The organism is Mordavella massiliensis, from assembly GCF_016901695.1.
GTDB lineage: Bacteria > Bacillota > Clostridia > Lachnospirales > Lachnospiraceae > Claveliimonas > Claveliimonas massiliensis_A.
Window position 1 is genome coordinate 22,125 of record NZ_JACJKS010000012.1, and the last position, 24,701, is coordinate 46,825.

Below are 24,701 nucleotides of genomic sequence, written 5' to 3' on the forward strand. Positions count from 1 at the left end.
TTCATCTCCTTCTATACTAATCTAAGCTCATTCCATAACTCATGGTATGTTTCATCATTTCCCATTTCTTCAGGAAAATCTTCGCATAACTTTTCCGTAATTCTTTTATTGCTCAAACAGAATATTTTACTTTTTTGATAAATTACTTTTGAAAAACTCGTCCATAAAGATACTTTATTCATTCTTGCACCACGAAGACAAAATTCTACCTCTTCTAAACCGGTGTACTTGTCTGAAAAGCCTCCAATTAAGCTCCAGGTTTCTTTTTTAAACATCATACACGCAGAAATAGTAGACATTGTCTTTCGAACATGGCATAACAGTGCTTCGTACCCAATATCATTAGACATATTATGCTGGCATAAAAGTACCAATTTTCTATAATAGCTTAATCCTGCATATGCAATTGTCTGATCTCGATAACATATCTTAGGACCGACAGTACAGACATCTTCTTTTTGAGCCAACATAACCATTGAAGAAATCCAATTTTTAGTTTGTGGTCTACAATTACTATTTAGCAAAAGAATATATTTTCCTGTTGCCTTATCTGTACCTAAATTCCACATTATACTTCTTGAAAATTCATAAACATTTCCAAGATTAATTAACGTTATACGACTATCATTTATACTCACTTTATACTTGCACCAATAAATTATTTCCATACAAGGATATTCTGTGTTAGACGAAATCTTTTCTATACAGTTAGTAATTTCTTGTTTATCTTGTGTATTATAAATGATAATAGAAACTCTATCATAAGCAAACCTATAATTTACATTATACAGCGTTTGAAACGGGGGGGCGCTATATACCTCTCCTGGCTCTTTATTTCTCTGAAGTTGAGCTTCGACAGCACGAAGCCCTGCATCCACTGCATATGGCTTTACTCCAATATTTAACGATACCGAATTCTCATGGATTCTCCAATAATATAAGACTTTTGGTATATGTACAATTTTATTTGCCTTTTCTGTAAGTCGCAATACCATATCATGATCTTGACTTCCATCATATTCTGTTCTATATAAATCCTTTTCACCTTGTAGTAAACATTTATTAAATACCGTAAAATGGCATATGTAATTATGTGCTCGCAAATCATATTTACTAAATCCTGGTTTCAAATTAAAGGCTAAAGGATTCACAATATGTTCTATATTATCTTTGAACTTCACTTCATCCGTATAAATAAAATCAGCTTTTTCTCGCTCAATCACACGTACGATTTCATACAGAGCCGATGGATGTAAAATATCGTCATGATCTAATAGGCCCAAATAATCACCCGATGCCAATTTCAAGCACTCATTTGTATTGTGGGAAATCCCTAAATTTTCATCTAATTTCTTATATACTATTCTTGAATCTTTTTTGCGCCATTTTTCACATATTTCATTTACATATTTATGATTCTCATCACTGCCATCAGCAAAACATAATTCCCAATTAGAATATGTTTGATTTTGTAATGATTGTATTAACTCAACTAAGTAATTTGAAGGAGTGTTATATAATGGCGTAATTATACTTATTTTAATATTATTATTAAAAATAGTTTTTCTTTGAGTATTTAACACATGTTTATCAACAAGATGTATAGTTTGAATTTTACTTTCAGCTATAGACTTATTATATTTCTTATTACTTATTTGCCTTATAAGAGAACATATACCATATCTAAATAATATTTCTAAAGCAACTAGACATCTTTTCAGCATATGTTATCACACCTCCTGCCATCATTGTTCCAGCCAGTTCTTTTATGAAATCCAATATCTTAGTATAACAGTTGTTACCGAAACAATCAATGTTAATATAGATAAAAGAACACCATTTTCAACTAACACAACTCCACACATTTTTATCAGCTTTCTTCGTCGCAAAAAACTATTTCCTAGCACAAGAACTGCCACTGGCAAAAAAGGAATGAAATATCTTCCCTGAACTCCTTCAATAGTTTTAGCGCCAACGCCGAAAATAAGAGGAGTCCAATAAATATACATCGCAAGAAAAGCCCCCACAACTCCTATTATAGTTGATACAAAAACAGCTATTTTATGATACCACAAAACCTTAACATTCGTAAGCGCAAGCTCTGCCAGCGCTACTAATATTGAGATGAAGACAAATAAATAAATCACCAGCGAAATCATAGGAGTATCTACTAAACCAAACAGACCTACAGTTGATGATATATAATAATTTCTCCCTGCTTTTATAGTACAATATAATGTATTTGCGAATCCAAAGGGATCTTTAATTACATAATGCATTTGCTGTTGAGACAACGACATTCCTCCTGTCCCTGCCCCTGTTTGAATTTGAGAAGAAACAATAAAGTCCGGAATTATAGATATTGCCAACTCTAAAAGAAAAAAAACAGTTAGCGCAAGCGCTACGTTCTTTAGGCTCCTTTTTAGAGAAATATTTTTCTTCTGATATTGATCATAGAGGACAACCACCAAAAGCAAATATATAGACAGGTATATTATTTTCAATGCCAAAAAAACATATGCTATAATCCCAAAAGCAAGCATATGTTTATACTGCATTGTCACTTTATCATCATATAGTAACCAAAAACATAACGCCGCGAAAATAAATGAACACCCAATCAGAAGCATATCATAGGATACGCTGCTAGCCAAGAACAAGGACATTGGCATGCAACCAATAATGCAAAATGTAGTTTTTAAAATAGGAGTAATTCTAATTGCTAATGATACAATCACAATATATGATATCAGACTAAAGAAACGGGCAAAGTAGAGCAAAAACACTACTGATGGGTCTTTTGCAGCCAATGCTGCTACTCCTTTCCCTACCATAATTCCGATCGCAGGAATAATATGCCCAATTGGGCTCGTTGACATTGTAGAAAACTGTTGAAATTCTCTATCGTCATAAGTGATAGATTTTTGTTCTTCGGAAATGATCTCAGAATAAGAAAACTTGTAGTCCAAATTTCCTATGGATTCTAAAGTACCAGAAATATATTCCTCTATTGATCGTGAAAGATAAAAGCCTTTTTCACCATTAACAACAGCAGGATATAGTTGTCCTTCTGCTATTACATAGGCCTTTTTAAAATGACTATCTTCATCCGGTGATTGAAATGGCGGTATTAGTATCACAAACAAAATACCAAAAATCAATGATAAATATACAAATTTTCTAATTATTGAAATCTCTTTCATATAGTTATCTTTGATGATGTTTGCATAAAAAGCAACATCATACTTCCTTCCTTTTCTATTAATATAACATTTGTACTCTAATTCTCTTTATTTTTATTGCCCTTTTCATACAAGGCCACTTCCTGAGCCAACTGCTTAATACGAATTGACATCCTTGATATTGAAACTGTCAATACAAATATAATCATCAAAGAAAAGCAAAAGCCAAAAAAGAATAGCATATTTACCGGACTGGCAATCCCGACTTTTTCTGCCAACCAAATAACTAAATCAGGAAAACAATCTAATACTAATGTACCACCTCCGACCATTAGCCAAGCAAGCGCATAACGTAATTCAAGCTTTTTCCTCCGAATCATATTAACAATCACACAAAGTGAAACTATAACAATAACTGCAACAATAATTTGTATTCGTATATTCATGTTTTCTTCACCTCTAATACTTTCTGATCCTCTCAATCAGGATAGCCAATGTAACTTTAATCATATAATATACTGATTTTTTTAAGGAAATCGAAGAAATTCCACCCTCTCTTTCATGCATGATTACAGGTATTTCTTCCACTTTCATACGCCTTCTCAGCACGGCTACCACACTTTCCGGTTCTGGATAATCCCTAGGATAATCCACTGCAAAAAGCGCCATTACATTTCTCCCCACCATCCGAAGGCCTGATGTCGGATCAGTAATCAATATACCCGTAAGTAATTTAATAAGTTTTGAAAAGAAAATAATTCCTACTCGTCTCATTTTCGATGACTGGAATCCTTTTTTTTCAATAAATCTTGAGCCAATCACCATATCCAGGTGCCTGTCCATTAGATGCTCTGCCATTTTATTTAGAAACTCTGGGTCATGTTGTCCATCACCATCAACCTGTACAGCCACGTCATACCCGTTCTCATAGGCATATTTATAACCTGTTTGAACTGCACCACCTATCCCCAGATTAATTGGAAGATTTACAATGTTAAACCCATGTTCTTCACATATTTTTCGCGTCTGATCCGTAGAGCAATCGTTAATTACCACATAATCAAAATCCGGGGCATCTCTCAAAATAGCACGCACGGTCTTTTCAATATTAGCTTCCTCATTAAAAGCAGGAATAATAATCAATTTCTTTATTTTTTCCATTTTTTCTTTCTCTCTTAATTAACATTATTTGACTGCTGGCTTTTTGCATATTCTTTCGATAATATCTTTGCAATTATCTTTGGCCAGAACTTACAGAACATCTGGTATTCCTCCAAAGTACGCTTATTATCGCCAATAGCTGACGTTGTTTCAGAGTCTTCATGAATACGATGCCCCATCAGCATTTCAGGTACATATAGAAATTCTCCTTTTAATTTAGAAATCTTTTCCCATGCTTCCCAATCTTCACATGCCCTATAATGATTTTCAAATATAACCCTAGGCAAATTATCCACTACAAATGTAACAGAGGGACAGCATATTGGGGAACCAAAAGACAGAATCCTACGCCGCACCCATTTGCTTCTCCTGAGTAGCGAAAATTTTAATGGGAGCAACATCAATCTTTTTATTTTTAGAACAGTATTCACTGTAACCTTTTTTTCGCACCTAATCTCATAATAATCACTAAATGCTATCAGCGGATGTATAGCACTCTTGACTCTTTTTAGCATCGAAGACAAGTAATTTTTATCATAGATATCATCTTGATGCGCGATTGTAATATATTTACTTTGATATTGGTTAACCGCACATTGATATCCAAAGTTCCAATCTTGAGTTATCCCGCTCTCACCTTTATTTATAAGATACGGTATCTCATACTTATCTGCAAGGCTTTCAATATATACAGAGGGCGTAGAGGTCACTATAATAATATTGCTTTCCAATATTTGTTGCTTCAATGACTGTATACATTTCTCCAAATATGGGCTCTCTTTATACGCACATATCACAAAAGTATGTTTTTTCATCATTATTCTCTTGTATGATGTTTTACAGAAACAAAACATCATATTTCCTCGTATTATATAGTAGTAGTGTTTATAGACCCTCTCCAAGGTCTGTATGCTATACTGCTTGGAAATACCGTGGATTAATTCTCATTTCCTACCACTTGATAGTTTAAGGAAGGCTCCAACCAGAGTTTCTCTATATAGTTGTCAAGCAGATAGATACAGCATGATGATTGATTTAGAACGAGGTTTACAAGCACAGAGATCCCTGTGGTCCTAAGCAGTATCTAAATCTATTACTGAGGTGTTCTTATGATCTACACTGGAATTGACATCGCTAAGGATAAACATGACTGCTTTATCACGAACTCAGCGGATGAAATCCTCTTTCAGATGGCTGGTCTCTACCTTTGCGTAATTGCCTTCTTTTTCTTAAGCTGCTTACTTCTCCATTTCATCATAACAGGAATCAGATGATTAATGATCTGATATCGGAGTTCTGGAAAAGGGCGTATAATAACATTAAATGTGTTCCAAAGAGCAAAATACAGTTGCCAGCCTTCCTCCATTCTCTCATTTTTCCATGGAGTCTTTCGCAAATACTTTTTATATTCGCCTCGGTATTTATGCCTATTCCCCTTTCTCCATGGCCGCTCTTCTCCAAGATAATGGATGATAGCAGGAGACGCTATTGCACTATTTACCTCGGCTTTACTATAATAGAATGTATTTTTCATCCTTTTCTTTAGCGTCCTGTATGGATATGTCCAATAAATATTGTAAAAATTATACCTAGGACTAAGGTAATGTATATTTTCTTTCAAAGCACCATTGATAGCGTCCTGATCACATGAAACCAATTTTCCATTATTCTCCTTATAAAACTCCAAAATTCTCCTGCCTGTCTTCTGCTCTCTCCACTGTTTAAGATCCATTAACAGCACTCCAGAATTAATATATGGAATAGTCTCCATTCCCAAAGCAGTTCTCCGTTTTATATCTGCAGTAGCTTCAATACATGCCCCCAATGTAGCGCCGCACATATTCGTATTCCACAATTCATTTAAAGGCGCAATGTTAATTGTATCTCCGTCTAAATATAATATTTTCTCTATTTCGTCTGGAAGCATTTGATCTAATGCAAGCCTAGCAACAATTATCTGGCTCCATCCACTTGTATCAAAATCAAAATCCAGATATTTTTTTATGTCAACTAATTGTATAATTCTAATATCCCGTTTATACTTACGTGAAAGCTTTTCATAATTCTCTATTGTTTTATCTGACAGGCTCTCCCCGATAATATAAATCACAATTTCTTCCATAGCCTTATTATTTTCAAAAACGGAACATATACTTGCCGCTACTTTTGCTGCAAACAACTCATTTGTCGTATAAGCTATATTCATAATTACCCTCTATTGTTTATGATTCTTTTCTATAAATATTGCCATCTCCAAAATCAACATATCCCGGATTATGAGTAATTCTTTTCTCTATCGGAGGGATTTTCATATAATCACCATATTGAGACGTAAGATACTTATCTGCATTATTCAACATCTGCACTGTTATATCTTCAAATGGCATTTCTTTTAATGGAAAGATCATATCGTATGTACACATAACTTTTTCAGGATGACTATACGAAAAATCTGTATACAGTTCTTCTTCTGATTTATTATACTTTGTTGCTTCTTTTAAATATTTTTTATAAAAAAATTCCTTTTTCATATGCATAAATTTTAAGAAATAATGAATCATTAAGCAAATAAATTGTGACACTTTTAGCTTTATTCCTTTTAAACCATCAGGAAATCTTGGATGTCCATATACAGATAAGACCATCATTCTCGCCCAAAACCATGTTTTCCATATCTGCTTTTTCCTCTTTTTCATATTCGAGGTTGTTTTGTCATACGGAAACAAATCTATGAAAATACCTGTTATATTATTTGTATCCGCATAAGTATCCTCCTGAATTTTGGTGCCTTTCTTACACATTTTCCCAAAAACTAAAACATGTCCGTCTCTCGAACAACAGTCGTAAATATCATATTTGTCGCTCAATTCATGTCTTATATAATGAATTGCCCTGTCATAATCTGATCTCAGCATACAAACATCAATATCATCATCCCAAGGTATAAAGCCCTTATGCCGGATAGCTCCTATAGCTGTTCCCCCCGAAACAAAAAAAGGAATATCATGCCTTTTGCACAATTCCTGAAAATCCATATATATCTGCTTTTCCACTCTTTGTAGCCTTAATGTTAGTTCATCTTTGTTAATCTCCATAACTGTCTTCCCTTAACTATTAAAAATCTTTTGCTTTATGTGCAGAGCAACATATGGCACCATATACAGTCTATGGTAAAAAAAATTCCACATTCCCCAAATAAGAATCCCGTCTCTTTTTATCATCCTACAATTATTGGGGACTTGGAACCCAATATGGTTACGGAACTCCTTTACAATGTTTCTTTTTTCGCTTAGACGAATCCTCTTTTTTGCAAGATTTAAATAATCATACAAAGGGTAAACGTATGCTCGTGCCAGTTTTGACTGATATGAACCCATATTATTTTCAAAAGTTGCATACTGCTTTGCTAACTTTACATCTTCCTCAAGGCATTTTTTTAATGACTCAATATAATTTAAATTGAATTTCCCTGTAGTACTGTGTTCCATCCTATTCTTCCATATATAATATACTTTCGGATTTAACACCATCACTTTAAAAACTTGATATGCTTGCAGGTTAAACATATTATCTTCATGACCATACCTCATAGATTCATCAAAATGAAGCCGATTCTCCTTTATAAAACTTGTCTTATATAATCCTGTCCAAACTCCATTCCCCGTGCTGCTAATTTCATGATCATATTTCGCATAATCTGTATTTTTTATTACCAAAAACGGGAAATTATTCATAACTGAATCTCTGATTACCTTCCCATCAACAGAAACTATTCTTCTACGGCAGAACCGAACAATATCTGCATTATACTCTTTGGCAATTTTATAGTTATCTGCGATCAAATTAGGGAGAAATTCATCATCATTATCACAAAAGGTAATATAGTCTCCATTTGCTACTTTTAAAGCGCTATTCCTAGCCGCACAAATCCCCTGATTCTTTTGATGAATTACTACAACCCGCTCATCTCGTTCTGCTATTTTATCACATATAATGCCCGAGCGATCTTGGGAACCGTCATCTACCAAAATAACCTGAATATTTTTCTCGCTTTGCCGCAAAATTGAATTTACAGCATCCTCCACATAGTTTTCCGAATTATATACCGGCATAATAACACTAACTACAGCCATAATCCACCCACAAGATAAATTTCTATTATTCCTCTTCTACCGTAGCTTTCAACCCACGTTTCAAATCATAAGAACTTGTCCAGCCTAACGCTCTTAATTTTTGATCATCTAGGAGAGAATTTTTTATCATCGAATATCCTCTTTTTTCTTCTATACTCGGAATCTCGTACTCAACACTGACTCCGCCTATATCTGCCATTGTTTCTGCAAACTCCTTGATTGTTGCTTCAGAATTAGAATTAGCAATATTATATGCCTCTCCATTTCCTCCACTTTTCATAATATACAAAATAGCTGTCACGGCATCTGCGACATAACAATAAGACCTCTTTTGCTCACCTGCGCTTTTCATAACTATGTTCTGTTTTGCCAAAACACACCTCAGAAACTGAGCATCTGCTCTGCTGTTGTCTTCTGTAATCTGCCTCCCATATATATATCCAGGTCTGACAATCGAAACATCCATCTCTTTTTCTTTTGAATAACAGACGCATAAAGTTTCTGCACACCTCTTACTCTCCGAATAGCATGATCTTGGATTAAGAGTATTAATATGTCCATACTCGGTTTCTGATAGTTTATTTACTCCCTCTGGGACTTCTCCGTATATTTCCGATGTTGAAACATATACAAATTTCTTGCACCTTTCTCTATTGGCATAGTCCAGAAGACGTATTGTCCCCAACAAATTTGTTTTCATCGTTTCAATCGGTTTCAATGAATATGCCATCGGATGTGCATTGCTTGCAGCATGAATAATATAGTCACTATGAAAATCCAAAGTAAAATTTTGAACATCCTGTATTGTCAATTTGAACAGCTTATTCTCCTGAAACTGTTCAAACCTTTTCTGAGCTTTTTCCGCATTTCTACATAATGCAATAACCACATTGCAAGTTTTATATCGTTCATTAAAATACATCAATGTGTCTACCAGATTTGATGCAATTAATCCATTTGCACCGGTAACCAAAATAGAACTGTCCCGCGGAACAATTTCGGATACCTTTCTCCACATTTCTTCAAACATATCTAATCTAGAAAGCCTCATAACTACTTAATCCATTCCTCTTTTCTCGTCTTTAACATAGCTTTAAATATCGTCAGATCATCTGTTGTAGTTATTTTAAAATTCTCCTCTGATCCCCTGGAAAAATAGATTTTTTCCCCAAGTTCATATAATAACGTACAGGATGCCGCTGTATTAACTATATTCTTTTTCTTTGCTTCCTCATGTGCCCACAGCAATTTTTGTACTGTATATACATGCGGTGTCTGTGTTCTAAATGCTCTTTCCCTTGGAACCTCTTCTTCGGCCAGTACTCCGTCTTTGCTAGTAAACATTGCTTCTACACATGGAATAGCTGCCACTGCACTTCCATACTGCCTAAAAGTTGCCAATGCGTCTGATATGATCTCTGTCGAAACCAGCGGACGATTACCATCATGCACAAGGACTGTGTGCTCTTCACCATACTTTTCTTTTATTGCCACCAATCCATTATAAATAGATTCTTGTCCTGTATTTCCACCTTTTACTACGATAGACAATTTAGAAATATTAAATTGTTTTGCGTATGCATAGAGGACCTCCTCCCAAGCCTCCAATGTTACTACAACAATTGCATCGATACTTGGATGCTCCTGAAATGCCTGCATAGTGTAGGCAATTATAGGTTTATTATCTACATGTAAAAACTGCTTCGGAATATCCTGATGCATCCTTGTTCCAGTCCCGGCTGCTGTTAAGATTGCAATATTCATATCTTTCCCCTTTCTGTAGCTGACACTTTAGATATATAGATATCATTGTTAAAATACTATATCTTATAACATATTTATTATCATATCACATAAGCGCATCTATTGACAATAACCAGCACATCCTGTATCCTGCCACTCGCAATATCTAAGGTTTTGTTTTTAACATCTTTAGACAGCTAACTAATTTTTTACTGTTTGTCAACAAGTAACATATGTATACACATACTACGATAATAAAAGATTGTAAATCCGGCATTTGCCATGAAACCAGAACAAATATAACAACTACCAAAAGTTCTGCTATAAAATTATGTCCGGAAGATATATGCATTTTTCTTGCCAAATAGAGTTCAGCAACTATACACCTGAATGCAACTGCTGCAAGCATAGAAATAATTACTGCAAAAAAGTTATGTAGAATGAAGCCACATACTCCCGCCAAAAATACGCTTACCAAAAGTGAAATAACATTAATCTGTAACATCTTTTTTTCTTCTCTTAATACCTTTAAATAAGTATTGTATAACATCTGCATTTTCCCGTCAAAAATACAGACTGGCAGTAATAATGCAAGATACTCCAAACTTTCTGCATACTCAGGAAGCCAAATTATCAATATGCATTTTATTGGAACATATAATACCAAAGATATCGGAAGCAGGACCTCCAGCACTGTTTTTAATCCAGAATACGCCATCGTTAATTTATCTTCCTGTATTTTGCGCAGAAATGGAAATAACACCATACTGACCTGCTGAATAAATAAAAGAAAAAAATTAGTCAGCGATAACGAAAAAGATATTTTCCCAAAAAAATTGATCCCCCAAATCTGATCAATAACAACTCTGCCTACACCGAGAATCATCAGGCTTGCAATATTGGCAAGCATCAGATTACTGCCTACAAGTATATTTTCTTTCGTATCCAACATAGCATCTCTATAACCCGAAAGTTTTACAAATACTATTTTCTTCCCTTTATAAAAAAGATATGCCAGAGATATAAACTTACTGACCACATAGCTGATTATAAATGGAATATAGGATTCTTCACCAGCAAACAATAGCACTATAACGACTGCAAGCAAAAAAATTCGGTCCATGATGACAGAGAGCGCATATGTTTTAATTTCATTCACTGCCTGAAAAATATAATTCAAATACAGCGTGGCATTGTACAAAACCATGTATACGGCTGTTCCCACAAACACAAATATTCTATTTGCATCATCGACCATACCATATGCGGCAACTACAACAAGTATCGCGATCAGACTTTCCATCACTAAAAAGAATCTGTATTCTACTCCCAATGTCTTATAATCCAGATTTTTATAGTCCTTACCTCCGAGTCTTAAATAAATACCATCTGCCCATCCAAAATGAAAAAATCCAACATATCCCGTGTAAAAAATAAAGAGCTGCCAATATCCATATTCTGTTATACCTAATACCTTCGGCACGGCCAATGATAATATCACATTTAACACTAGCCCTACGCCCTGCGCTAGAAAAGCCGAAACTAAATTTCTAAAGAATTGGTTTCTAATAATCATCTTTACCCCTTAAATATGACTTATGTACTATTGATTTCACACTATCACTATACCTTTAGTTATAAGTATAATTATCTTATCTCATTAACCAAAGATTTCCCTAACAAAAAATGAAAACATCGGTTAAATATTTCACTCCATATGGCAAGACCGCAACAGGTAAGGAACAAAACAGAAATCACCTTCAGAAAGAGGTTTTGGAAAATTATACCTTTTTGAGTGAAACTTTCCACAATCTGTATTGCACCCGGAATAAAGATGCTATTCTGAAACGCGTAATATACAAGAGTATTTCGTCCAATGTATTCTAATATTCGGTTCTTTTGTAGGAACTTTCAAAACACAAGTACTCAAATAACACCAAACACAGACGCAACAACAAAGTATATATAGTTACCAAGATTACTCATATAAACATCCATTTTCCCGAATGCTTTATGTTTAATCTATAAACGCTCCCACCGTGCTTCCCGGCGCCTTTCCGCCTTTTTCCACAAGCACGATCTGAATTGCCTCCAGACGCTTAAACAGTCCTTCTGTTCCAGCGGATGCACCATTCTTTGCCCATCCAAGCCATCCATAAGTCTGCGCATGGACGCGATAGTAAATATCATACTTCTGCTTTGCATCTCCCGTCAGCTCAATCCGAATTGCTTCCAGACGTTTGAACTGTCCTTCTGTCCCGCTCAGCTGTCCATTATAGGCCCAGTTCTGCCATCCATATGTCTGTACATGCGTTTTATATCTTACACCCCCCTTAATGCCGGAATCCTCCAGTTGAATTCGGATTGCCTCCAGCCGCAGAGATTCACCGCTTGTTCCGCTAACCAAACCATTATATTTCTTCGACTGCCATCCCTGCCTCTGTACATGTGTCTGATATGATATCTTTGTGTCACTTCCCAGGAATGGACAGATGATATTGCCAGGCGCTTTTTCGCCTTTTTCCACAAGTACGATCTCGATAGCTTCCAGACGTTTTGATAGTCCTTCTGTGCCCGCAGGATCCCCATTTTTTGCCCAGTCAAGCCAGCCGTATGTCTGAGCGTGAACACGATAATAGATATCGTACATTTCCTCCAGTTTCCCATCCAGGCGGATACGGATCGCTTCCAGACGTTTCGCCTGCCCGCTGGTCCCTGACATCGCTCCGTCCTTTTTCCAGCTGTCTTCCCAGCCATAAGTCTGCACATGGGTCTTGTACAGAATACTGCCGGATACTTCTGCATTCATATTCTTAATTTCAATGCCTTCCAGGCGTTTCGCCTGCCCGCTGGTCCCGGCTGTAGCGCCGTCATAGACATATGGCTGCCAACCGTAGGTCTGTACATGTGTGCGGTAGGCCAACGTCGCTTTACGGAAAGTATCCTGTGTTGCTCCCGGCGCAGCACCGCCTTTTTTTACCAGACGGATCTGGATCCCCTCCAGCCGTTTGGCGTATCCTTCTGACCCTGCCGGTTCTCCGTTTTTCGCCCAGCCAAGCCAGCCGAATGTCTGTACATGGACCCGATAGTAGACGTCATACTTCTGTTCTGCCTCTCCGGTCAGTTTTATCTTTATTGCCTCCAGACGCTTCGCCTGGCCTGTCGTACCTGCAAGTTCTCCATTATTCTTCCAGTCCTGCCAGCCGTAGGTCTGTACATGCGTACTGTAGGAAATACCGCCCTGTATTTTCTCGCTAAGTGAAATCTTGATTGCTTCCAGACGTTTGGCACCTCCTACAGTCCCGGATATTTCTCCGTCTCCGACGGGCAGCTGCCACCCATAACTTTGCACATGGGTTTCATAAGATACATCCTTTTCTGAACTCAAGTATGGTGTAAGCATATCGCCTGGTGGTGTCCCGTTTTTCTCCACCAGCGTCACCTGGAGTTTTAATATCTCCCTGGAAAGTCCGCTTGAACCGGCCGCCTCACCATTACAGGCCCAGTCGAGCCATCCGCTGCCAGGCACGTATGCTTTGTAATATACATCATATTTCTGTGCCAGTTCCCCGGTAAGCTGGACCCGGAATGCCTCCATCCTTTTACCGCTTCCAGGAAGACCTGCCTCTTCCCCGTTATTCTTCCAATCTTGCCAGCCATATGTCTGCATATAGGCTGAATACTGAATATCTCCGGAGACGCTTTGATTACGTATTCTCAACTTGACTGCCTCAAGATGAGCGTTTTTACTATTTCTTATATCAATCCTGTTTGTTGTGTCCTCAGTCCATGTAGAATCCCTGTATGCACTATATACAACATCTTCCATAGTCCACTCGGAAGAATCCGGCATGATCCCACAGGCAGACTGATAGGTATGTATTCCTGAAGGCAGTTCATACACCAGATAGCCGCCTTCTATCACGGCATTCACCACATTCCCATCGATATACAGAACAGAATTATCCGATGAAACAGGTATATACAGCGTTGCCACTGTATTGGCTGGTACATAAACCTCTCCGGAAATCCCCCCTGCCCCGTCCAGCGTATATGAGGCCGAAATTTCTCCTTTTAAAGTAGGTACTTTTACTGCCGCGTCCTGCACTCCCCCCGGCTGCAGTTTTATCTGAAATGTCTCAAATCCGGGAGAGGTCGGCTGTATACCAAACATTCCCTGTACAAGCATACTACCCGGAGAACTCCCCCATGCGTGCGCAGTAGACATGTTTGTCTTATTTATATTATTCCAGAATTCCGTAGTAATAGTAGCACCCTGTCCATACATCATATAGGCCCAGCTACGAGTCCCCAGTTCGCTGTCCGGATTGCTCATGATCTTCCGTGCAAGATCGCCGTGATTGCTCTCATACAATCCTTTCAGCAGGAAATATGATCCATAGACACTCATTTTTACCTGACCGTCATCCTCTATAGCTTCCGCCATCCGATCCGCCATCGCCTGATCTGTGTATATGCCATATGCCAGCGCATAGGCTGTCGCATGCTGCGCCGAATGCTGTACAACACCTCCGGTAATAGACAATCCATCATAAAACTCCCCTGTTTCTGCATTGTACAGTTTTTCAATCAGACTGCTCTTGATCGTATCTGACAGTCCCTGATAATAGGCTCTGTCGTCCTCATATCCAAGTATCTGCGCTATGCAGGCCATATCATGATAGGCGCCGGAACACACCGCGTTGAAGACCGTATTATAATTTACTTCACCAGTCTTATATCCATCCAATTCAACTGTGGGCCAGTCCGTCATAACTCTCTGTCCATCCACGATTCCATTGGTAACATTTTTCATCAGACCCACTGAAGCATCGTAGTATTTTTCCAAAGTCTTCTCTTTTAATAACTGATAGGAATTCTCCAGATCCCTCCTATCTCCTGTGTACATATAGTTCTTATAAATTAGTGAGATATTATGCAGCGAATACTCGGCCGGCCAGGTTGTGTTATCAAGGTTAAGCAGATATTCTGCGGAAGCTTTCGCAGAAGTAGATGCCGCCGAAAAACTGTAGCTGCTCATAGAGGTAACAAGCGAATCGCCTTCATACGGAACCCGTTCGCGGTTCTGGGAATCCACATATAAATCCTGCGAAGCTGCCTTGATCGTATATTTTGCAAGGTTGTAAGCATCATTCAGTACCTGATTTGATGAAGTAAACTCCGATGCACTATCGTCAAACTCCTGCCGCAGCATCAGTCCTGTGATATTTTCCGGATTTATGCTGACTGGAAGCCCTGTAATACTCACATACCGGAACGTTTTCATCCCAATGCCGTAAAGAGACTGTTCTCCCGCCTTTAATGTCCAGCTTTCCTTATAGGTATTACCCGCATTGAGGTTGAACTTGACAGAACCATCCTCATTTAGTTCTTCGCCATATTTAAGCTCGATCGTACTGGTTCCCGGCACGTTGACATGCAACCGGATGCCTCCTATGATTTCCTTTCCCATATCTACAATATAGGTGTTTCCATTGGCTTTCTGTATAGAAGCAGGCTTCACCTCATACCGCTTCATATATTCCATCTGGGAACTCACGAAATAATAGTTGTCCAGTTTTTCGTTCGTGACAGGTGTACGCCAGCCGCCTGCATTATATCCCGCCGTATCCCACCCGAACGGATATTTTAATCCATTCAGGTTATCGCGTCTTGCCGTATAATAGGAAGTCCCTATAGAAGTATAGTTTCCCCCTATAAAGATTTCATCTGCATCCTTTACCTTCCATGTATCCCGGTCCTCTGTACTGTTTGTCACAATTTTACTTGTCCCGTCTTCCATATAGTAGACTATCTGGCACAGAAAGGATCCGTCTGTCTCTGAATAGTTGACGGCTCCGATTGCATTATTTCCTTCCTGCAGATATTCTGTAATATCATATGTATTATAATACAGGTTGTTTCCGTCCTGGCGAACCGGCCCTACTCCTATCTCCTGTCCGTTAACAGATAGATTATACACGTACTGGCGGGCTTCCCTGGCGGAAGACGCAGTTATGCTAAGCACCGCCTTTTCTACACCCTGTGGCCTTTCCAGATCTGTACGGAACATAACTACCTTCTGGCTTGAAGATCCCCATGTACCATTTTTACTTTTCCATTCATTTCCGACAGAGGTAGAAAATGCCTGTGGTTCTGACAACGAGCTTTCTGTCCCCTCTTCATTGCGGATCTGCACCTGCCAGTAGTATAACTCATTATCTGTTAGTTTGTCTGAAAGGTCATACTGCACGGACGTATTCTGCGCACTCTCAACCCATCCAGTATCATATAGATAGGAACCTGCATACACATCTTTAATCCGGCTGGAAATGACAATTCGGTAAGCAGTTTGCTTCTGCATGCCGTTGGCATCTGCATCCATCCATGTAAATGCCATCTTTCCCTTCGTAACACCGAATGGCTTTGACAGCAGATTGATCTTCATGCCATAAGGAGCATCTTCTCCGGCGCTTTGAAATACAGCCGACTCTGTCTGCAATTCATCTGAAACTGGTTCTTCCTCTTCCGAAAGCAGACCAGGTTGAACATTTTCTTCCGCTTCCGGCTTTTCTTCAGTCAAATCTTCTTCATCTGATTCCTCCGTCGCACTGTCATCATATTCTGGCTCCCCATCGGAGGGCACATCAGGAAGCTCCTCTGTGATTTCATTATCCAGACCATCGTCCACTGTGATCTCCTGGTTTTCATTCTCGTCCGCATATACAAAATCCCCTGAAAACACAGATGCGGAAACAAGCACGCCAGCCAGTATCAGTGTCCTGATTTTTTTAAATCTCATTCTCACATTTCCCCTGTTTATTTATATACATTTTACTATGCTATATCTTGTGTAGTCTTAGTGGATTATACCACCATTTCCTATTTTAAACAACATAAAAGCTTTTCCCAAAATGGATTTTTCCTCCGGATTTTCGGGAAAAGCTTTTGAAATACTAATTATATACAACTACTGTTGTTCCACTTGGGATTGTATCGTAGATCCACTTTGCGTTGTTGATATTCAGCCGCACACAACCATGCGAAAGTGCCAGTCCCAGTCTGCTGTCTGCAACCGCTCCATTGTGATAGTACGTAGTGGAGTGGAACAGATAGTCTCCGTAAAACTGCGTCCACCAGAAACATCTCACATTGCCGGAATCAAAGGAGTAGCCCCTGCTGCCGACTCTAAATACACCGGATACCGTTGGCGTGTACGGCGTACCAACAGTACAGGACCAATACTGCACATTTTGCCATAGTCCCTGCCTTCCCTGGTATACGCCTACTTTCCGGTTTGCCCGGTCTACCATAACAATGTACGGCGTGACACTGCTGTACAGATTGGCTCTCGCATACATACCTGCGTCAGGCCCCATATTAAATTTCTGCTCTGTGTAGTAACCGCTGTTTACTCCGGGCGCTGTGGCATCTTTTGAGACGAGTCTGATCTGCAGGGCCTCCAGCCGGTAACTGCATTTTGTAGTGCCTGCGTTCTGTCCATTCTTTGCCCATCCGAGCCAGCCATACTTCTGTACATATGCCCGGTAGTATATATCGTAATATTTGGAAAGATCGCCAGACAGGGTAAACTTCACTGCTTCGATCCCTTTTGAGCCGTCCGTGCATCCGGATACACTGCCTGCTTCTGACCAGCCGGTCCAGCCGGTCCCGGAGAGATGGACCGCATACTTGACTGTTCCTGAAGGCGTGGCCTCTGTTCTCCTGTTAAGGGATACTGTGATATTTTCAAGACGCCTGCTCTGGCCTGTCGTACCAAGCGTGCCGCCCATCTGAACACTGCCGCTTTGGCCTTTCCCCTGGATAACTCCTGCATATGTCAGATCCGCTGCCTTATAACCTTCAATGAACTTTACGCCGGACGTATCCGGCGCGGTGCCGCCTTTTTCCACCAGACGGATACGAATCGCTTCGATCCGCTTGCTCAGGTCTGTGCTTCCTGCCATCTCGCCGTTTACCGCGTAATTCGTCCATCCGATCTTGGCCATATGGACACTGTAATATACATCGTAATGCTCCGCCACTTCCCCGCTAAGCTGGATCTGAACTGCTTCGATCCGCTTACCTTTGCCGACCGTACCGGCAGTCTGGCCGTCTTTCACCCATCCCTGCCAGCCGGCGGACTGGACAAACGTGCGGTATTCAATGCTGCCCTCATATCCAATATTAGGAAGCTGGATCTCAATGGCCTCCAGGCGCTTCTTTTGGCCGGTTACACCGGCGATCTCATTGTCTGCTTTTATGTCCTGCCAGCCGACAGACTGGCAATGTGCCTTATAGGATACAAGAGGATACCGGAAGCTTGCTGTATCCTGTGCCGGCGCCTCGTCTCCTTTTCGGATCAGACGGATCTCCAGTGCCTCCATCCGTTTTCCATACCCCATCGTACCGGCCTGCTCGCCGTTTTTCGCCCAGCCGAGCCAGCCATATGTCTGTACATGGACACGGTAATAAACGTCATAGTGCTCCGCCATCTCACCGGTCAGGCGGATCTCCAACGCCTCGATCCTCTTCTTCTGACCAGTGGTACCGGCCTGTTCGCCATCCTTTTTCCAGCCCTGCCATCCGATCGACTGCACATGGGCCTGGTACTCGATACCGCCTTCATACTCTCTGTCCGGCAGTTTGATCTTGACGGCCTCCATCCGTTTAGACTGGCCGGTCACACCGGCTGTCTGCCCATCATGCCTTTCCCCCTGCCATCCGATCGACTGCATATGGGTCTGGTAGGAAAGAGCCGGATATTTATAGCTGTCTCCTTCTCCAGCAGGAGCGTCTGCTCTTTTTTTCACAAGGCAGATCTCCAGTGCCTCCATCCGTTTCCCATAGCCGAGACTCCCTGCCTTCTCTCCGTTACTGGCCCAGTTCAGCCAGCCATACGTCTGCACATGAGCACGGTAGAAAATATCGTATTGTTCTGATGCAGCTCCCGTCAGTCGGATCTGGATTGCTTCCAGTCTCTTTCCCTGGCCGGTCGTACCGGCCTGCTGTCCATCCTTCACCCAGTCCATCCAGCCATAGGTCTGGGCATGTACACGGTACTCGATGCCGCTCACAGCTTCTGCTTCTGAATCCTCATTACTGTTCTCCAGCTTCAGTTGAATTGCTTCCAGCCTCTTTCCACGGCCGGTCGTACCAATTGTGCCGGCATTCTCTGTCCAGTTGTTCCAGCCGCTGCTCTGCACATGCACACGGTAGGACAGCACGGGAACCTCCTCTTTCAAATCCTCATCCCCGGCTATATCCTGAGAGACATCTCCTGCTTCATCTCCAGCTTCACCAGCAGGCCTGTCAGAACTGTCCTCCTCTCCCGGATTGACAGTCTCCAGCCCTTCTTCCGTCTCATCGTTTTCGGAGTCTGTCTCCTTGGCTTCGGAAACTTCCGCATCTGCAGATATTTCCCCGCTTTCTTCATTCGCTGCATCCAGAACAAGCTGCGTCTCTTCATCCGGCTGTTCTGCAGCCAGTACGCCCTGCACGTTTCCCAGCACGAGGAACGCGCTTAAGACAAGCGCCGCAGTCTGTTTTAAATGTTTCATGCTCCCTCACCTCATTCTCTCTTTATGCCTTCACAAAGGGCTGCTCCGTACTGCCCGGCGCTGCTGCGCCTTTTTTCACCAGACAGATCTCTATGGCCTCCAGGCGCTTCGAAAGTCCCTCTGTCCCAGCCGATTCGCCGTTTCGGGCCCAATCCAGCCAGCCGTATGTCTGGGAATGTACCCTGTAATAGATATCATACTGTTCTGCCATCTTGCCAGTCAGTTCAATCTGAATGGCCTCCATCCGTTTTGCCTGTCCGGTTGTGCCGGCAATCTGCCCGCCCTTCGTCCAGTCCTCATCCCAGCCATAGGTCTGCACATGAGTTTTGTACCGGATGCTGTCTGCGTTTTTCCCATTGGCAAAATCAATCTTCACCGCTTCCAGCCGCTTCGCCTGGCCAGTCGTGCCGCTTGTCTCACCGTCATATTTATTGCCCTGCCAGCCGTAAGTCTGGACATGGGTGCTGTATCGGAGAACAGCCTGTTTACTGGGCTGGTCCGTCTCGCCTGGCGCGGCTGCACCCTTTGCTACAAGCCGGATCTCCAGCGCTTCCATCCGTTTTGCATAATCAAGTGTGCCTGCTGTCTGTCCGTTGCTGGCCCAGTCAAGCCAGCCATAGGTCTGCACATAGGCCCTGTAATAGATATCGTAATGTTCCGCCAGTTCCCCGTTCAGCGCAATCCTCACGGCTTCCAGACGTTTGCCTCCTCCCGGCAGGCCTGCTTCAGCCCCGTCTGCCTTTTCGCCGTTCCAGGCAAATCCCTGCATATATGCCTCGTATTCTACACCGCCTGTGTAATCCGGACTGTCGATGCTGACCTGGAACGCCTCCAGCGGAGTCGATTTTCCAGTTGTGCCGCTTGTCGCGCCGTCCTGTGCTTCCGTTGTCCAGCCGCTCCCGCTCACATAAGTACTGTAGGTGACTGTCATAGGAGCCTTCTCAAATGGCTTTTCCGTGCTTCCCGGCGCCCCGGATCCTTTCGGGACAACCGCGATTTGCAACGCCTCCAGCCGTTTCCCATAGCCCTGTGTTCCCGCAGGCTGTCCGTTGCTGGCCCAGTCAAGCCAGCCATACGTCTGGCTGTGTACGCGGTAATAGATATCATACTTTTCCGCCTCTGCACCTGTCAGTTCGATCTTTACCGCCTCGATCCGCTTTGACTCGCCAACTGTCCCGGCAGTCTCCCCGTTTTCCACATAATCCATCCAGCCATAAGTCTGAACATGGGCGCTGTACTTCACACCCAGATCTCCGTATCCGTCTCCAATACTGATCTTCAGCGCTTCCAGACGCTTGCTGTAACCGGTCACACCGGTCTGATATCCGTTCTGGACTGTCGGCTGCCAGCCAAAGGTCTGCATGTGGGATGAACAGCTGATAATATTGGGGTCTTCCACTTCCACCGGCTGCTGGTCATAGGTTTTGACCATCCAGAAATTCAGATCCGCATAGCCCGCGATCCCGTCCACAGAACCTTTGCTCGTACACTGCCACATATCATATGTACCGGTATAGTTGCACTCAAAATTGTACTGTGCCACCCACTTGGACCAGGCTGCATTATCAAATACAGAGCTGGTAAGATAATTGTTCCACCAGTTCAGATTCGCGTAAACTCCGCCGCGATACCCCGCTGCTGTAATCTTATTCAGAAAAGTCTCTGCGATTGCTCCATGATCTGTGCTAATTGTGCTCTCATCCTCCAGATCAAGATAAACCGGATAGGAAAGCGTATGGCCTTTCAACTGGTTCAGTACAAAATTCGCCGCGTTCGCAGCACCTGCAGTTGTCGTGATATAGGAGTAAAGGTAGACGCCATAGGGAATACCCAGCCTCTCACATTCGGAAACATTATATTCAAACCAGTCGTCCACATGACTATCATTATTTCCATGCCATCCCACACGGATGATTGCGTACTCGATACCGTCCTCTTTCGCCTTTTCCCAATCGATCTGCTCCTGCCACTCACTGACATCCACACCCTTTAACTGCGCTCCCGGAATGGGATCTCCATAGGAATTCACGTATCTTCCGTCCACCTTCTCCCATGCGTTGGAAGCTGTTCTTGCGGCGGCTCTCTCCTGACTCTGGATTGGCTCACCGTCTTTATATCTCCAACTGTTTGCCAGACGTGTCTCTCCTGTCACAGCTTCTGTTTCCGCTTCTGGTTCTGCCTCTGTTTCCGCTTCTGGTTCTGTCACATCTGCTTCAGATGCTTCCTCTCCCTGAATCATTTCCACATCCTGCACATAAGAACCGGTCTCCTCCTCTTCTGCTGCGCTGCTTCTGAAGTCTGCAGCCAGAGTCATACCTGCAGTCAGGCATACCGCCAAACCAATCGCTGTCAATCTCTTCCAGATCTGTTTCACTGGTTGTCTCCTCCTTCATTCTGCTTCTGTTATTCAATCTGTTATGCTTTTACAAATGGCTGTTCTGTGCTGCCCGGCGCCTCGCCGCCCTTGGTCACCAGGATGATCTGGATCGCTTCCATCCGTTTGGACAGGCCCTCTGTCCCGGCACTCTGTCCATTCCTTGCCCAGTCAAGCCAGCCGTATGTCTGAGAATGCACACGGTAATACACATCATACTGCTTTGCCATTTCGCCTGTCAGTTGGATCCGCACTGCCTCCATCCGCTTGGCCTGGCCGGTCGTCCCTGCCATAGATCCGTTGCGGGCAGTATCCGTCCAGCCATAGGTCTGCACATGAACCTGATATTCAATACTTCCTGTGTATTTTTGATTTGTGAGCGAAAGCTTCAGCGCCTCCATCCGCTTAGCCTCTCCTTCTGTTCCGGCTATCACACCGCCTTCCGCCTGCTTCTGCCAGCCATAAGTCTGTACATGCGTCTGATATGTCAGCAACGGCTGCACATAAGCCCGCACGGTCTCGCCCGGCGCCCCGCCGCCTTTCTTTACAAGCCGGATCTCCAGTGCTTCCATCCGTTTGGCTCCATCTGTCGTACCGGCTGTCTCTCCATTTTTCGCCCAATCGAGCCAGCCGTAAGTCTGACTGTGCACACGGTAATAAATATCGTACTTCTTCGCCATCTCGCCTGTCAGACGGATCCGAATTGCCTCCATTCTTCTTGCCTCTCCCTCTGTACCTGACACGGCTCCGTCCATTTCCCAACCGGTCCAGCCGATTCCCTGAAGGTGCGTTCTGTATTCTACGGATCCTTCTGCAGACGGAGAGCGGAGTTTAATCCTGACAGCTTCAAGCCTCTTTGACTGGCCTTCCGTCCCAGCCATGGCTCCATCCTGCTTTTCGCCCATCCATCCATAAGTCTGCGCGTGAACTGTATAGCTGATTCCTTCACCGGCCGACGGCGTTTCCGGATCTTCTTCCGTTTCGCCTGCATTGCCTGTACCTTCACCTTCACTTACTGTCCCGGATACAACTGTCACATAATCCTTGCTGATATAGGCATACATATTGTCAAAGTCATAGGTCCCGGATCCCATATCGATGGCAGTCCTGGCACTGTTCAGCACCGGATCGCTCTGGATCTGGTAGAAGCTGCCATTCGTCCCTTTAATCAGCACCGCATAATTCGAAACGGAATTTGCAGATGAACTTGTCGTTGTATAGAGGACATTAGAAGAAGTATTTGCCTCTTTTCTGACGTTCACCACATTATATTGCGTATTGATCGTATCCTTGATCCCGATCGTATACTGGCCATAGTCCTTCTGCCCGTTTGCATTGTCCAGCATCCAGGCCACTGCCGCGATCTTCTCGCCCCAATAGGGGTCGGATGCATAACTCACATTCATCCCGCTTGCTTTATCGCCAAGAAATCCTCCATGATAGTAATCCCATCCGGCTCTAAGATATCTTTTGGACAGATAGGTTTCTGCAAATGTCCGGATACATGCATCTACGCTCTTATATGTATCCGCGCTTTCTGCCGGAGAGGCATCTACTGCATTGAGCCCAAAAAGATTATTCTTATTCTGCGCAATGGAACTTTGTCCCCATCCGCTTTCAAGCGCTCCGACCGATGCCATGATAAGGGCATTCGTCCCATAAGTATTCTGTTTGCTTACAAAGTTGGTCCCTGTATTGCTCATTTTAGATGAACCGCCCGCATACTGGTTGATCATACTATTGAGTGCAGCCCCGGAATAACTGGTCTGACTTCTCAGCGGCAGATACTGATAATAATTGTAATAGGGATTGCTTGGATTGACAGAATGCGCTCTTGTATTATTTCTGTAGTCAGCCAGCATCGTACTGTAATCCTGATAAAAATAGTGCCCGTCATAGCTGTAATAACTCTGGCCTGTCTGCAGGTAAGACGGCTGCGGCCCCACGTTGGCAGAACTCTTCCAGTTCTCATCGGTCATATTCGTTGTAATTCTGTGAATCAGACTGGATCCGCCCGCATAATACTGGCTGTAGGTCTTTGCACTGCTCAAATTCACCACCTGCACCCTGGACTTATCAACCAATCCCACGACGCCGGCTATCATAAATTTCACTTTGCCGTTCTCTTCTCCGAGATAGGCTGCGTCAGCGCCGCTTCTTCCATATATATAACCCGCCTCTCCAGTATAGTACTCTGTATATGGAGTTGTATCTAAAACTGCCTGTCCATTGGCGTTAGCCCGGAAGTTTACAATCTTATCCTGGGCAGATCTGCCTTTACGCAGGGCTGCATCCTCTTCGACAACGCCTCCGTTATCCTCTTCAAGCAGAAAGATGTTGCCATTTTCGTCTATGCTGTATACATCCTGCTCCTGCACAGATGCGTCTGTCGGAATCCCCGGTTCATCCGCATAAGCGGTGGCAGCGGTTCCTGCAAGCATTCCTATGCACAGTATAGTTGTAATGATACTTCTCCATCTCTTTCTCATATGACTTCTCCTCTCCTGCGTCCCACAATCGCTTTACATGACAGAAGGTTTTTTTACAT

Annotated in this window: 15 protein-coding genes; all 15 read right to left on the bottom strand. The window is 42.3% G+C overall.

Annotated features, from left to right (window positions below; translation table 11 throughout):
- Window positions 1–11: 11 nt before the first annotated feature.
- The gene (locus H6A20_RS09140; protein ID WP_204906818.1) at window positions 12–1,724 is read right to left on the bottom strand and encodes a glycosyltransferase family 2 protein; all 1,713 of its coding nucleotides are present in this window, start codon (window positions 1,722–1,724) and stop codon (window positions 12–14) included.
- A gap of 42 nt (window positions 1,725–1,766) precedes the next feature.
- Window positions 1,767–3,203, bottom strand: coding sequence for a DUF2142 domain-containing protein (locus H6A20_RS09145; protein ID WP_204906819.1), 1,437 nt, complete (start codon window positions 3,201–3,203; stop codon window positions 1,767–1,769).
- A gap of 77 nt (window positions 3,204–3,280) precedes the next feature.
- Entirely contained in the window at window positions 3,281–3,628 is a 348-nt protein-coding gene (locus H6A20_RS09150; protein WP_204906820.1) for a DUF2304 domain-containing protein, read from the bottom strand.
- Window positions 3,629–3,641: 13 nt separating this feature from the next.
- Complete coding sequence (locus H6A20_RS09155; protein WP_207750401.1) at window positions 3,642–4,343, bottom strand: glycosyltransferase family 2 protein; 702 nt, start codon at window positions 4,341–4,343, stop codon at window positions 3,642–3,644.
- A 14-nt stretch (window positions 4,344–4,357) separates the two neighbouring features.
- Complete coding sequence (locus H6A20_RS09160) at window positions 4,358–5,158, bottom strand: glycosyltransferase family 2 protein (protein WP_338106663.1); 801 nt, start codon at window positions 5,156–5,158, stop codon at window positions 4,358–4,360.
- Window positions 5,159–5,544: 386 nt separating this feature from the next.
- Complete coding sequence (locus H6A20_RS09165; protein ID WP_204906822.1) at window positions 5,545–6,549, bottom strand: glycosyltransferase family 8 protein; 1,005 nt, start codon at window positions 6,547–6,549, stop codon at window positions 5,545–5,547.
- 16 nt (window positions 6,550–6,565) lie between these two features.
- Window positions 6,566–7,438, bottom strand: a complete 873-nt coding sequence (locus tag H6A20_RS09170) for a LicD family protein (protein WP_204906823.1) — start codon at window positions 7,436–7,438, stop codon at window positions 6,566–6,568.
- 12 nt (window positions 7,439–7,450) lie between these two features.
- Window positions 7,451–8,476 carry a glycosyltransferase family 2 protein gene (locus H6A20_RS09175; RefSeq protein WP_204906824.1) on the bottom strand — a complete coding sequence of 342 codons (1,026 nt, stop codon included), beginning with the start codon at window positions 8,474–8,476 and terminating at the stop codon, window positions 7,451–7,453.
- A gap of 25 nt (window positions 8,477–8,501) precedes the next feature.
- Entirely contained in the window at window positions 8,502–9,527 is a 1,026-nt protein-coding gene (locus H6A20_RS09180; protein WP_204906825.1) for an NAD-dependent epimerase/dehydratase family protein, read from the bottom strand.
- Window positions 9,528–9,529: 2 nt separating this feature from the next.
- Entirely contained in the window at window positions 9,530–10,240 is a 711-nt protein-coding gene (locus H6A20_RS09185) for an IspD/TarI family cytidylyltransferase (protein ID WP_204906826.1), read from the bottom strand.
- 145 nt (window positions 10,241–10,385) lie between these two features.
- Window positions 10,386–11,795, bottom strand: coding sequence for a lipopolysaccharide biosynthesis protein (locus tag H6A20_RS09190; RefSeq protein ID WP_204906827.1), 1,410 nt, complete (start codon window positions 11,793–11,795; stop codon window positions 10,386–10,388).
- A 441-nt stretch (window positions 11,796–12,236) separates the two neighbouring features.
- The gene (locus H6A20_RS09195) at window positions 12,237–17,021 is read right to left on the bottom strand and encodes a family 78 glycoside hydrolase catalytic domain (protein ID WP_204906828.1); all 4,785 of its coding nucleotides are present in this window, start codon (window positions 17,019–17,021) and stop codon (window positions 12,237–12,239) included.
- A gap of 154 nt (window positions 17,022–17,175) precedes the next feature.
- Window positions 17,176–19,779, bottom strand: a complete 2,604-nt coding sequence (locus tag H6A20_RS09200) for a L,D-transpeptidase family protein (RefSeq protein WP_204906829.1) — start codon at window positions 19,777–19,779, stop codon at window positions 17,176–17,178.
- Window positions 19,780–19,801: 22 nt separating this feature from the next.
- Window positions 19,802–22,153 carry a GH25 family lysozyme gene (locus H6A20_RS09205; RefSeq protein ID WP_204906830.1) on the bottom strand — a complete coding sequence of 784 codons (2,352 nt, stop codon included), beginning with the start codon at window positions 22,151–22,153 and terminating at the stop codon, window positions 19,802–19,804.
- A gap of 41 nt (window positions 22,154–22,194) precedes the next feature.
- Entirely contained in the window at window positions 22,195–24,642 is a 2,448-nt protein-coding gene (locus H6A20_RS09210; protein WP_204906831.1) for a glucosaminidase domain-containing protein, read from the bottom strand.
- Between the last annotated feature and the right edge of the window lie 59 nt (window positions 24,643–24,701).